General features: G+C 69.6%; 10 protein-coding genes. All 10 read right to left on the reverse strand.

The genetic code is table 11. From position 1 onward, the window contains the following. Positions 1-89 precede the first annotated feature (89 nt). Positions 90-1,160, reverse strand: coding sequence for an oligopeptide/dipeptide ABC transporter ATP-binding protein (locus EMA09_RS09975; RefSeq protein WP_129840713.1), 1,071 nt, complete (start codon positions 1,158-1,160; stop codon positions 90-92). After that, entirely contained in the window at positions 1,157-2,269 is a 1,113-nt protein-coding gene (locus EMA09_RS09980) for an ABC transporter ATP-binding protein (RefSeq protein WP_129840714.1), read from the reverse strand. Before EMA09_RS09980 ends, EMA09_RS09975 begins: the two co-directional genes overlap by 4 nt. Positions 2,270-2,286: 17 nt before the next feature. Next, on the reverse strand, positions 2,287-3,267 hold the full coding sequence (locus EMA09_RS09985) for an ABC transporter permease (protein WP_129840715.1): 981 nt from the start codon (positions 3,265-3,267) through the stop codon (positions 2,287-2,289). Between the two features lie 103 nt (positions 3,268-3,370). Further along, complete coding sequence (locus EMA09_RS09990) at positions 3,371-5,194, reverse strand: ABC transporter substrate-binding protein (RefSeq protein ID WP_129840716.1); 1,824 nt, start codon at positions 5,192-5,194, stop codon at positions 3,371-3,373. A 44-nt stretch (positions 5,195-5,238) separates the two neighbouring features. Continuing rightward, on the reverse strand, positions 5,239-6,255 hold the full coding sequence (locus EMA09_RS09995) for an ABC transporter permease (protein WP_129840717.1): 1,017 nt from the start codon (positions 6,253-6,255) through the stop codon (positions 5,239-5,241). A gap of 343 nt (positions 6,256-6,598) precedes the next feature. Continuing rightward, the gene (locus EMA09_RS10000; RefSeq protein ID WP_168220687.1) at positions 6,599-7,642 is read right to left on the reverse strand and encodes a dipeptide ABC transporter ATP-binding protein; all 1,044 of its coding nucleotides are present in this window, start codon (positions 7,640-7,642) and stop codon (positions 6,599-6,601) included. Next, positions 7,635-8,675 carry an ABC transporter ATP-binding protein gene (locus tag EMA09_RS10005; protein WP_129840719.1) on the reverse strand — a complete coding sequence of 347 codons (1,041 nt, stop codon included), beginning with the start codon at positions 8,673-8,675 and terminating at the stop codon, positions 7,635-7,637. Before EMA09_RS10005 ends, EMA09_RS10000 begins: the two co-directional genes overlap by 8 nt. A gap of 39 nt (positions 8,676-8,714) precedes the next feature. After that, positions 8,715-9,671: an ABC transporter permease gene (locus tag EMA09_RS10010; protein WP_129840720.1), complete on the reverse strand. Its 957-nt coding sequence runs from the start codon at positions 9,669-9,671 to the stop codon at positions 8,715-8,717. Beyond that, a complete protein-coding gene (locus tag EMA09_RS10015) occupies positions 9,664-10,587 on the reverse strand; it encodes an ABC transporter permease (RefSeq protein WP_129840721.1) in 924 nt (307 codons plus the stop codon). The genes EMA09_RS10010 and EMA09_RS10015 overlap by 8 nt, the downstream gene beginning before the upstream one ends. A 4-nt stretch (positions 10,588-10,591) precedes the next feature. Continuing rightward, on the reverse strand, positions 10,592-12,229 hold the full coding sequence (locus tag EMA09_RS10020) for an ABC transporter substrate-binding protein (protein ID WP_129840722.1): 1,638 nt from the start codon (positions 12,227-12,229) through the stop codon (positions 10,592-10,594). Positions 12,230-12,647 lie beyond the last annotated feature (418 nt).

The raw sequence follows: 12,647 nt of genomic DNA on the forward strand, positions 1-12,647 counted from the left end.
CACGACTCGGTGCACGGAAGCAGAAAAGGGGCGCACACCCGGCGCGTGCCGCCGGGGTGCGGTGATCGGGCGCTCCGCCGGTGCCGCCGTCAGTGCTCCGGCCGCGCGAGGACCGTTCCTTCCTCGGGGAAGTGGCAGGCCGTCAGGTGGCCATCGCCGTTGCCGGGGAGGCGGACGAGGGGCGGCTCCTCCGTGGCGCACACGTCCTGTGCCTTCCAGCAGCGGGTGCGGAAGCGGCAGCCGGACGGGGGGTCCGTGGGCGACGGCACGTCACCCTGGAGCCTGATGCGTTCGCGCGGCGGCACGGTGGCCGCGCCGTCCGCCGCCTCGACCGTCACCTCGGGAACGGCCGAGAGCAGCGCGTGCGTGTACGGGTGGCGCGGCCGGTCGTAGATGGCGGTCCTGTCCCCGATCTCGACGATCTTGCCGAGGTACATGACGGCGACGCGCTGCGAGAAGTGCCGGACGACGGCGAGGTCGTGGGCGATGAACAGGAACGCGATGCCGAGTTCACGCTGTACGCGCTGCAGCAGGTTGACGACCTGGGCCTGGATGGAGACGTCGAGCGCCGAGACCGGTTCGTCGGCCACGATCAGGCGCGGGGCGAGCGCGAGGGCGCGGGCGACTCCGATGCGCTGGCGCTGGCCGCCGGAGAACTCGTGCGGGAAGCGGTTGTAGTGCTCGGGGTTGAGCCCGACGGTCTCCAGCAGTTCGCGCACGCGGGCCTCGCGTCCGCCCGGGGGCTCGATGCCGTTGATCTGCATGGGGCCGCCGATGATCGTGCCGACGGTCTGGCGCGGGTTGAGCGACGAGTAGGGGTCCTGGAAGATCATCTGGATCTCGGAGCGGACCGGGGCCAGCGCGCGCCGGGAGGCGTGGGTGATGTCGCGGTCCCGGTACGTGATGGTGCCGCCGGACGGCTCCAGCAGGCGGGTGAGCAGCCGGCCCGTCGTGGACTTGCCGCAGCCCGACTCGCCGACCAGGCCGAAGCTCTCGCCCTCGTGGACGGTGAAGTCGAGCCCGTCGACGGCCCGGACGGCGCCGACCGTGCGTTTGATCGGGAAGCCGCCCTTGACGGGGAAGTACTTGGTCAGCCCTTCGACGGTCAGCAGCGGCGTACGGGGCGCGGTGGCCTTGTCGAGCGGGAGGGGAGTGGTCATATCGCGTCTCCGGGTGTCGCGTGGTCCGTCTCGTCCGCCGCGCGCGCGGCGCCGCCGGGGACGAGGCGCGGCCTGATCCGCTCGGTGAACAGGGCGTGTTTCCGCTCGGGCGCCAGGTGGCAGGCGGCACCGCGGCCCGCGGGCAGGGCGGGGCGGTCGGCCGAGCAGTCCGTGCCGTCGGGCACCAGGTCGTCGTACGGGCAGCGCGGCTGGAACGGGCAGCCCGGCGGGGGGTTCAGGAGGCTCGGCGGGGTGCCGGCGATGGGCACCAGCTCCTGGCCGACGTCCCCGTGCAGCCGGGGCATCGAGCTGAGCAGGCCCCAGGTGTACGGGTGCTGGGGGCGGCTGAGCACGTCGTGGACTGAGCCGCGTTCCACGGCGCGGCCCGCGTACATGACGAGCACGTCGTCGGAGACGCGGGAGACGACGCCGAGGTCGTGCGTGATCATGATGATCGCCGAGCCGAACTCGTCCTGCAGTTCCGCGAGCAGGTCGAGGATCTGCGCCTGCACGGTCACGTCGAGGGCGGTCGTCGGCTCGTCGGCGATCAGGAGGTCGGGGTCGCAGGACAGGGCCATCGCGATCATGGCGCGCTGCCGCATGCCGCCGGAGAACTGGTGCGGGTAGTCGTCCACGCGGCGCGACGGGTGGGGGATGCCGACCTTCGCCAGCATCTCGACGGCCCGCTCCCGCGCCTCGCGCCGGGACGCGCCCCGGTGCTTGCGGTACGGCTCGGCGATCTGGAACCCGACGGTGTGGTACGGGGACAGCGCGGTCAGCGGGTCCTGGAAGATCATGGCGATCCGGTTGCCGCGCAGCCGTTCCAGGCGGCGTTCGCGGGCGCCGACGAGGTTCTCGCCCTCCAGGAGGATCTCGCCGGTGACGGTCGCGGCGGCCGGGTTGTGCAGGCCGAGGATCGCCTGGTTGGCGACCGACTTGCCGGACCCCGACTCCCCGACGATGCCGAGGGTGCGGCCGCGTTCGACGTCGAACGAGAGTCCGTCGACGGCCTTCACGACGCCGTCCTCGGTGCGGAAGCGGACCCGCAGGTCGCGGACGGAGAGGAACGGCGCGTCCGCCCCGGACGCCGGCTCGCTGGTGGTGGTCACTGCGTCAGCTCCCCGTCCTAGGACAGCCGCACGCGCGGGTCGATCAGCGCGTAGCAGGCGTCGATGATGATGTTGAAGACGACGATCATGAGCGCGGCGAACAGCATGACGCCCATGAGCATCGGCAGGTCGGACTTGGTGACCGAGTCCACGGCGAGCTTGCCGAGGCCGTGCAGCGTGAAGGTGTACTCGGTGATCATCGCGCCGCCGAAGAGCGAGCCGAGGTCGACGCCGAAGATCGTGACGATCGGGATCAGCGACCCGCGCCAGGCGTGGCGGAAGAAGACGACGCGCCCGCTCATGCCCTTCGCCCTGGCGGTGCGCACATGGTCCTCCTGGAGCTGCTCGATGAGCGTGGCCCGGGCCATGCGCGTGTAGTTGGCGGTGAAGATCGTCGCCAGGACCAGCCAGGGCAGCAGCAGTCCGGCGCTCCAGCCCCATGGATCCTCGGTGAACGCCGTGTACTTCGGCTGCGGCAGGATCTGGTTGTTGTAGACGAGGAGCGCGAGGGCCAGCGGGCCGAGGAAGTAGATCTGCGCCGAGCTGAGCACCAGGGACGCGGAGCTCATCGTGCGGTCCACCAGCGTGCCGCGGCGCCAGGCGGCGAGCATGCCGAACGCGAGCCCGAGGACGAGGAAGACGACCGCGCCGCCGATCGCGAGGGACACGGTGACCGGCAGGCGGTCGAGGATGGTGTCGAGGACCGGCCGGTTGTCGCGGAAGGAGAAGCCGAGACAGGGCGCTGGGCAGTTGCCCGCCGGGAACTCGCGGCCGGCGAAGATCCCGACCATGTACTCCCAGTACTGCTGCAGGATCGGCTTGTCGATGCCCAGGTTGTGCTCGACGATCGCGAGCTGGTCATCGGTGCAGACGCCCTTGCCGCAGGACAGGAGCGCGGGGTTGCGCGGGATCGCGTAGAAGAGGAAGAACGTGACGGCGCTGATGATCAGCAGGATGGCGATGGCACCCAGCGATCGCCGCAGCAGGAATCGGAGCATCGGATAGCAGCCTTAGGTCGGGGAGCCGCGCGGTGCGCCGGCCGGGCGCGGACGGTGCGGCGGTGGTCCGCCGTCCCCCGTCCGCGCCCGGCGCGGTGGGCCGCTAGCTCTCGTCCTGGATGACGTAGAGGCGTTGCATGTCGACCGCGCCGACGTCGTCGTTGAAGACCGCGCCGCCGATCTTCGAGCCGTGCAGGGTGATCTGCCGGTAGTAGAAGGCGGGCACCGCGGCGATGACGTCGCCGACGATGTACTCGCTCAGCGCGAACCACTCGGTGGCCGCCTCTTCCGGGTCCTCGATCCGCCGGATGCGGTCGATCTCCGCGTTGACGTGCTCGTCGTTCAGGTGGGAGTAGTTGGACGCGCCGTCCTGGATCGTGCGGCCGTCGTACTGGACCGGGATGACGGTCGAGCCCGACAGCCAGTCGGCGCCCCAGCTGCTGCGGTAGATGTCGTAGCCGCTGTCGACGACACCGATCGTGTCGTAGTACGTCTCGGCCGGGACCTCGCTGCGGTTGACCTTGAAGCCGGCCGATTCGAGGGCGGCCTCGACGGCGACGGCGGCCTCGGCGTTCTGCGCGAGGGTGCCCTCGACGTAGTTGAGCTCGTAGCCGACGGCGTCGGCCTCCTCCAGCAGGGCGCGGGCGGCCTCCGGGTCGCCCTGCGGGTTGTCCAGCTTGTCGAAGGGGTCGAAGCTCTCGTCGCGGCCGGGCAGCAGCGGGCTGATGAGGCTGGCCGCGTACTCGCCGCCTATGGAGCCGCCGTACGCGTTGAGGATGCCGTTGAGCGGCAGCGCGCGGGCGATGGCCTCGCGGACGCGGACGTCCGTGACGGTCTCGGTGTTGATGGCGAGGGACCAGACGTACGGCTGGTAGCCGTCCACGATGCGGTCCTCGTACTGCGGGTCCTCCATGACGGTCGGCCCGTTGCCCGAGTCGAGGCCGTTGTTGAAGGAGATGGCGTACTGGTTGTCGCCGTTGTCGGCCATCAGGCGCTCGGTGGAGTCCTGCGGGGTGTGCCCGAAGGTGATCTCCCAGCTGTCCGGGTAGGCGTTGCGCCCCGCGTCCGTCTCGGGCTCCCAGTACTCGTTGCGCACGAGCGTCATCGAGACGTCGTCCTGGTACTCGGCGATCTGGTATGGGCCGGAGGTCAGCGGCTCCTTGTCGTACTGCTCCTTCGTGTCGCCCTCCTCCGAGACGACCGCGTAGCCCGGCACCGCGAGGGCGTAGGGCAGGTCGTTCTGGGGCTCCTCGAAGTGGAAGACGACGGTCTTGTCGTCCGGCGTCTCCAGCACGCTGTCGGGCAGGTGGTCGCCGTTGTACGGGCCTTCGGGCAGGAGGTCGCGGTACTCGGCGCCGTCCGCGTTCGCCAGCCACTGCTGGATGTAGGACGGCCCCTGGGTGATGAAGGGCGCGAACAGCCGCTCGAAGGTGTGGCGGATGTCGGCGGAGGTGATCTCCGAGCCGTCGTTGAAGTAGATGTCGTCCTTGAGGGTGTACGTCCAGGTGCGGCCCCCGTCGGAGACCTGGCCCGAGTCGGTGGCGAGGTCACCGAGGACGGTGTAGTTCCCGTCGTTGTCCAGCCGGATGGTGGTGAGCCCGCGGTGGATCAGGCGGGCGATGTTGTACTCGTGCGACACGTAGATCTGGGCGGGGTCCAGGTGGTCGGGCGCGGTCTCCTGGAGGACGTGGATGGTGCCGCCAGGAGTGCCGCCGGGGACCTCCTCGGCCGGCCCGGTGGACGCCTCGGCGTCGCCGAAGCTGATGGCCGCGGAGAGTTCGGGACCCTCGTCGCCGCCCCCGCCTCCGCTGCCGCCCTCGTCGCCGCCTCCGCCGCCCCCGCTGCTGCAGGCGCTGAGCAGCAGCGCGCCGGCGAGGGCGATGGACACCCCCGTGGTGCGCCCTCGGTGCAGTGTTCTCTTGCTCATGGGTTCCTTGGCACCTGCCCGTCCATAGTCCGATGTCGTGCCGGTCATCGCACGGTCCGGGGATCGAAGGCGTCCCGGATCGCGTCTCCCAGGAGGTTGAAGGCGACGACGAAGATCACCAGCGAGACTCCGGGGAAGAACATGTAGGTGATGTCGCTGCGGTAGACCTCGGCAGCGGTGGCGAACATCCGGCCCCAGTCGGGCGTCGGTTCGGTGATGCCGACGCCGAGGTAGGACAGGCCCGCCGCCGCGGTGACGAAGTTGGGCAGCATGTAGGTCGCCTGCACGAGGATCGGGGAGACCGTGTTGGGCAGCATCTCCTTGCGGATGATGCGCCACGGGGAGGCCCCGCTGACCTTCGCCGCCTCGATGAACTCCCGCTCCCGCAGCGAGCTGGCGACGCCCCGCAGGATGCGTCCCAGCGTCATCCAGCCGAGGATCCACAGCACGGTGATGACGCTCAGCACCTTGACCCACACCGGGGTCTCCTCCCGCGGCTCCACGAAGAGGGTGGTGATGATGGGGAGGAAGGCGACGAAGAAGAGCTGCTGGGGGAACGCCATGAGCGTGTCGGTGAGCCGGCTGATGAGGAAGTCCCACCGGCCGCCGAGGTATCCGGCGGCGATACCGAGGACGATGCCGGTGAGAACGGCGAGCACCGTCACCGCGAGGGCGACGAACAGCGAGGTGCGGATCCCGTAGAGGAGTTCGGTGAGGACATCGCGTCCGGTGCCAGGTTCGAGGCCGAACCAGAACTCGCCGTCCATGCCGCCGTTGGGCTTGACCGGATAGCCGTACTCGTTGAGCAGACCCGGTTCGAGCTGTCCGTAGCGGGTGTACGGATCCTTCCCGTACAGCTTCGCCATCACCGGTGCGAGCAGGCCGATCAGGAAGAAGAACAGCACGACACAGGCGGAGATCACACCTGTCCGGTCACGCCGGAACCGGCGCCACATCAACTGGCCGGGCGACCGCCCGACGAGCCCCGGTTCGGCGGGCGGCGTGGCACCGGCCTCGACGGGATCGGGCACCCCCGCCCCCACCTGGATTGCGCTGGACATCACGGCGCCCCCGACAGATCGGCATGCATGCGATGCGTGTAGATCGCGACTGTGGCAAGGCCCACACTTACCCGTCAAGAGAAAGCAATGGTATAAACCTATGAAAGCCAATTGGTGAGCCAAGGGTATGCGGATTGACGCGAAACCGTGCTTGACGCTGTTCGAGTCCCTCCGGAATATGACCACATAGCGGGACCCGGACGATTAACACAGCCGCAACACCCGTGACGCGGTACCGATATGCGAACGCACCACACTGTCGCTCACGGCCGTGCGGGTGCCGTGACCGGGGTGGTGCGGCTCTCGAGCGGCACCACCCCGGTGTCCGTGCAGCGCTTTTCCCTCAGGCGCGCGTCGCGGCCGGCAGTTCCTCGGCGAAATGGCACGCCGACTCGTGCGCCTCGGGACCCGATGCCTTCGCGAACGGAACCGGTACCGCGAGGGGCGGTTCCACCTCGGCGCACAGGTCCTGCGCCTTCCAGCAGCGCGTGCGGAAACGGCAGCCCGACGGCGGATCGGCCGGCGAGGGGACGTCGCCCGCGAGAATGATCCGCTCCCGCCGCTCCCGCGCCTCCGGGTCCGGCACGGGCACCGCCGACAGCAGCGCCTGGGTGTACGGATGCGTCGCGTGCTCGTAGATCTCCGCGTCCGTGCCGATTTCGACGATTTTCCCGAGATACATGACCGCGACACGGTCCGAGATATGCCGCACCACCGACAGGTCGTGCGCGATGAACAGGTAGGAAAGACCGAATTCGTCCTGCAGCCGCTCCATCAGGTTGATCACCTGTGCCTGCACCGAGACATCGAGCGCCGAAACCGGCTCGTCCGCGATGATCACTTCCGGGCGCAGCGCGAGACCGCGCGCGATCCCGATGCGCTGCCGCTGACCACCGGAGAACTGGTGCGGATAGCGATTGATGTACTCCGGATTCAGCCCCACCACGTCCAGGAGTTCCCGCACGCGGCGCCGACGGTCGCCCTTCGGCGCCGCCTCCGGGTGGATCTCGAACGGTTCGCCCACGATGTCGCCCACCGTCATCCGCGGATTGAGCGACGTGTAGGGGTCCTGGAAGACCATCTGGATATTGCGCCGCACCGCTTTCAGCGCCCGCCCGGAAAGACCGGCGATGTCCTCGCCCTTGTAGATGATCTTCCCGGCGGTCGGCTGCTCCAGGTGCATCAGGAGTTTCGCCACGGTCGACTTCCCGCAGCCCGACTCCCCCACCACGCCCAGCGTCTCGCCCCGCACCAGGTCGAACGACACGTCGTCCACCGCCTGCACCGCGCCGATGCGGCGCCGCACCAGGACGCCCTGCGTCAGCGGGAAGTGCTTGACCAGGCCGCGGACCTGGAGCAGCGGCTCGTGGGCCGGGGTGTCACTCACCGACCGTCTCCTTCCAGAAGTGGCAGGCGCTGTTCCGCGCGGTGATCTCCGGGTCCTGCGGCACGCGTTCGGCCGCGCGCCGCGCCTCGGCGTCACGGGACGCGTACGTCACCTCGTACAGCGGGGGCGGGGGGTCGATCCGGCACATGTCCCGGACCTGGGGGCAGCGCGGGTGGAACGGGCAGCCCGGCGGGATGGCCAGGAGGTTCGGCGGGAGCCCGCTGATCGCCCGCAGCTCGTGCCCCTTGTGGTCGAGGCGCGGGATGGACTCCAGCAGCCCGCGCGTGTACGGGTGCGCCGGGCGCTTGTACAGGTCGGCGACCGGTGCGTTCTCGACGATCCGGCCCGCGTACATGACGGCGATCTTGTCCGCGACATCGGCGACCACCCCCAGGTCGTGGGTGATCAGGATCAGTCCCATCCGGTACTCGCGCTGTAGGTCGGCGAGCAGGTCCATCACCTGCGCCTGCACGGTCACGTCCAGCGCGGTCGTCGGCTCGTCCGCGATGATCAGGTCGGGTTCGAGGGCGAGCGCCATCGCGATCATGATGCGCTGCCGCATGCCGCCGGAGAACTGGTGCGGATAGTCCCCGACGCGCGCCCGCGCGGCCGGGATGCGCACCCGGTCCATCAGCTCCACGGCCCGCTCCCGCGCCTCCTTGCGGGACGCCTTGCGGTGCACGCGGAACATCTCCCCGAGCTGGTAGCCGACCGGCAGCACCGGGTTCAGCGACGACAGGGCGTCCTGGAAGATCATCGCCATCCGCTCGCCGCGCACCCGCCGCCGCTCCTCGGCGCCCACGGTCAGCAGATCGCGGCCCTGGAAGAGGACCTGCCCGCCGGTGACCCGGGCCGGCGGCGAGTCCAGGATGCCCATCACGGCCTGCGCGGTGACCGACTTGCCCGATCCGGACTCCCCGAGCACGGCCAGCGTCTCGCCCTCGGCCACCGAGTAGGTCACGCCGTTGACGGCCCGCACGATGCCCTCCCTCGTGCGGAACTCCACGCGCAGGTCCCGTACGTCGAGCAGCATGGGCGGTCCTCCCGGTCGTTCGTTCGTTCGGTCGGTCGGTCAGCGGAGCTTCGGGTCGAGGGCGTCACGGACCGCGTCGCCGAGCATGATGAAGGCGAGCACGGTGATGCTGAGGGCGGCCGCCGGGTAGAGCAGGATGTGCGGCGCGTTGCGGAACTGCATCCCGTCCGACGCCGCCGAGATGTCCACGCCCCACGAGACGGTCGGCGGCCGCAGGCCCACCCCCAGGTAGCTGAGCGTGGCCTCCAGGGCGATGAACGTGCCCAGCATGATCGTCGCCATCACGATGACCGGGGCGACGGCGTTCGGCAGGATGTGGCGCAGCAGCATCCGTGTGTTCCCGGCGCCCAGGGCACGGGCGGCCTGCACGTAGTCGTTCTGCTTGGCCGTGATGACCGAGCCGCGCGCGATGCGGGCGATCTGCGGCCAGCCGAGCACCGCGATGATGAGGACGACCGGCCACACCCCGGTCAGGGTGACCATCGACAGGAACACGATGGCGCCGAGGATCATCGGGATGCCGAAGAAGACGTCGCCGAGGCGGGACAGCACGGCGTCCCAGGCGCCGCCGAAGAAGCCGGCGAGCCCGCCCACGACGGCGCCGAGGAGCGCCACCCCGAGCGTCGCGCAGACACCGACGGCGATCGACGCGCGGGCGCCGTACACCGTGCGCGTGTAGACGTCGCAGCCCTGGGTGTCGAAGCCGAACGGGTGGCCCGCCGACGGGCCTTCCAGGGACCGCATCAGCTCGCAGTGGTTCGGGTCCCCCGAGGCGATGAGGCTCGGCCACAGGGAGATCAGGACGAGGAACAGGATCAGCAGGGCGGAGATCAGGAAGATCGGGTTGCGGCGCAGGTCGCGCCAGGCGTCCTGCCACAGGCCGTGGGGGGCGCCGGGTTCCGGCGTGGCGGCGCCGTCTCCGGCGGTCCCGGCGGTCAGGCCCGTGGCGACGGCGTCCTCCTGGGCGCCCAGGGGGTGGCGCGGCGGCTCAGGCATAGCGGATCCTCGGGTCGAGCACGGCGTACAGGAGGTCGACCAGCAGGTTGGCGAGCAGGAAGATGAGCACCAGGACGACGACGAAGCCCACGACGGTGGGCGAGTTCTGGCGCAGGATGCCCTGGAAGAGCTGGTAGCCGACGCCCTGGATGTTGAAGATGCGCTCGGTGACGATGGCGCCGGCCATGAGAGCGCCGAGGTCGGCGCCCAGGTAGGTGACGACGGGGATGAGGGAGTTCCGCAGGAGGTGCCGCACGGTGATGCGGCGGCGCGGGAGGCCCTTGGCGACGGCGGTGCGGATGTAGTCGCTGCGGACGTTCTCGCCGACGGACGTCCGGGTCAGGCGCGTGACGTACGCCAGCGACACGAGGCACAGGATGAGGCCGGGCAGCAGGAGTTCACCGAACGGCGCCTCCGGGCTCACCGCCGGATCGACCCAGCCGAGCTGCACGCCGAAGAAGTACTGCGCGGTCGTGCCCAGGACGAACGTCGGCACCGCGATGACGACCAGCGTGAGGACGAGGACCGTCGTGTCGATCGAACGGCCGCGGCGCAGGCCCGTGATGACGCCGAGCGCGATGCCGATGACCATCTCCAGGACGAGCGCGATGATCGCGAGCCGCAGGCTGATGGGGAACGCGTGGCGCATCAGGTCGGTGACGGGCTGTCCGTTGAACGCCGTGCCGAAGTCACCCGTGAAGATCTTCCCCATGTACAGCAGGTACTGCTGCCACAGCGGCTTGTCGAGGTTGAACTCGGCCCGCAGCGCCCGCGCCGTGGCGGGGTCGGGCTGGCGGTCGCCGAACAGCGCCGTGATCGGGTCGCCCAGCGCGTAGACCATCAGGAAGATGATCAGTGTCGCGCCGATGAAGACCGGGATCATCTGGAGCAGGCGGCGGATGATGTAGCGCCCCACGTGGTCAGTCCACCGTGATGTCGGTGAAGACGGGCACGGAGAAGGCGTTCAGCTTCACGTTGTGGACGCGCTCGGAGTGGCCGGCGGTGCCGTTCTGGTACCACAGGGGGATGGCGGGCAGGTCCTCCGCGATGATGCGTTCCGCGTCCTGGAACTGGTCGACGGCCTCCTCCTCGGACGACGCGCTGTTCGCGCTGTCCACGAGGTCGTCGAACTCCTGCGAGCTGTAGCCGGAGTCGTTGGACGAGCCGTTCGTGTAGTAGAGCGGCTGGAGGAAGTTCTGGATGAGGGGGTAGTCCATCTGCCAGCCCGTGCGGAACATGCCCGTCATCCGGTGGTCCTGGACGCGGTTGCGGAAGTCGGCGAAGGTCGCGACGGGGTTCACCGTGCAGGCGTTGGACGCGTCGAGGGCGTTGTTGATGCTGTTGCAGACCGCGTCCATCCACTGGCGGTGCGAGCCGGTGTCGACGTTCGAGGTGATGGTCACCTTCCCGCCGGGCAGGCCGCCGGCCTGTTCGATCAGCTCCTTGGCGCGGTCCGGGTCGTACTCGCAGGTCTCGCCGCACAGGCCCTTCTCGTAGCCGCCGGACTCGCCGAGGACCGGCGAGGTGAAGTCCGTCGCCGGGGTGCGGGTGTCGTGGTAGAGGCGCGAGGTGATCTCCTCGCGGTTGATCGCCATCGACAGGCCCTGGCGCAGCAGGCGGCCGTTCTCGCCCTGCCAGTTCTCGTCGTACATGGGGAAGGAGACGGTCTGGATGATGCCGGCCGGCTGGTTGATGTAGCGGTCGCCGAGGTCCTTCTCCGCGTTGCCGAGCTGGGAGGCCGGGATGTCGTCCACGAGGTCGAGGTTGCCGGCCTGGAGGTCCGTGTACGCCGTGTTGTTGTCGGTGTAGACGCGGAGTTCGACGCCCTCGTTCTTCGGCTTGTCGCTGCCGCCGTAGTGCTTGTTCTTGACGAGCTTCATGCTCTGGCTGCGCTGGTACGAGTCGATGGCGTACGGCCCGTTCCCGATGGGTTTGTCGAGCCAGGCGTCGTGGTCGTCGAAGAACGACTGCGGCAGCGGCGAGTAGGCGGCGTACCCCAGCGTCTCGGGCCACAGCGAGAACGGCTGGCTCAGCCGCACGCGGAACGTGTGGTCGTCCACGACTTCGAGGCCGCTGAGCGTGTCGGCGGTCGCCTGGGCGTCCTCGTCGCTCGGGTGGACCTCGTCGTAGCCGTCGATGTACTGGAAGAAGTAGCTGCTGACCTGGGCGTTGTCGATGTGCGCGCCGTAGTTCCACGCGTCCACGTACGACTGCGCGGTGACGGGCGTGCCGTCGCTGAACTTCCAGCCGTCCTTGATCTTGATCGTGAACGTCTGCTGGTCGTCGGTGTCGATCGACTCGGCCATGGCGTTCTTCGCCTCGCCCGTATCGGGGTCGTAGCGCTTCAGGCCGCGGAAGATCATGTCCAGGACCTTGCCGCCCTGCACCTCGTTGGTGTTGGCGGGCTCCAGCGAGTGCTGGGGGTCGCCCCAGGAGGCACGGACCACGCCGTCGCCGCCGCCCGAGGAGTCCCCGCCACCGCCGCCGCAGGCCGTCACGGTCAGGGCGAGCGCCGCCACACAGGCGAGAGCGGGCGTGAGGTGGGTGCTGCCGCGCATGGGCGCCTCCTCGGGTGAGTGAGATTCACAGCAGTACGTCACATTCACGTACCGACAGGACCTTTGCGCCCGATATGCGCATCCATCGGAGGGACCCGAGGGTCTGTCCGGCCGCGGAGCAATGCCCGGAAACCCCCGTATGCCGGACGCCGCTCCTCCACTAGGGTGCGAGGACATGAGGAGCAGCTCAGCCGTCCTATCTGCGACGTTCCTGGCTCTCGCGCTGCTGACCGGCTGCACGGCCGCCGGTGACGACGGGAACCACGAGCAGGCCACTCCCCCGACCACCGCACCCGACCTCGACGCCACGCCCTCCGCCGCCCCGCCCCCATCCCCTCCGCGCCCGAGCTGCCGGGCGCGGGCTGGGACCTCCTCTTCCTCGACGACCGGGACGCCGTCGCGGTCGCCTCCCCCGACT

This window comes from Streptomyces sp. RFCAC02 (assembly GCF_004193175.1).
Taxonomy (GTDB): Bacteria; Actinomycetota; Actinomycetes; order Streptomycetales; family Streptomycetaceae; genus Streptomyces.

Bases quoted from the DNA above. Each gene is read 5' to 3' on its own strand.
- EMA09_RS09975 (WP_129840713.1), bottom strand. From the start codon at position 1,160: ATGACCACTCCCCTCCCGCTCGACAAGGCCACCGCGCCCCGTACGCCG.
- EMA09_RS09985 (WP_129840715.1), bottom strand. From the start codon at position 3,267: ATGCTCCGATTCCTGCTGCGGCGATCGCTGGGTGCCATCGCCATCCTG.
- EMA09_RS09990 (WP_129840716.1), bottom strand. From the start codon at position 5,194: ATGAGCAAGAGAACACTGCACCGAGGGCGCACCACGGGGGTGTCCATC.
- EMA09_RS09995 (WP_129840717.1), bottom strand. From the start codon at position 6,255: ATGTCCAGCGCAATCCAGGTGGGGGCGGGGGTGCCCGATCCCGTCGAG.
- EMA09_RS10005 (WP_129840719.1), bottom strand. From the start codon at position 8,675: ATGCTGCTCGACGTACGGGACCTGCGCGTGGAGTTCCGCACGAGGGAG.
- EMA09_RS10010 (WP_129840720.1), bottom strand. From the start codon at position 9,671: ATGCCTGAGCCGCCGCGCCACCCCCTGGGCGCCCAGGAGGACGCCGTC.
- EMA09_RS10020 (WP_129840722.1), bottom strand. From the start codon at position 12,229: ATGCGCGGCAGCACCCACCTCACGCCCGCTCTCGCCTGTGTGGCGGCG.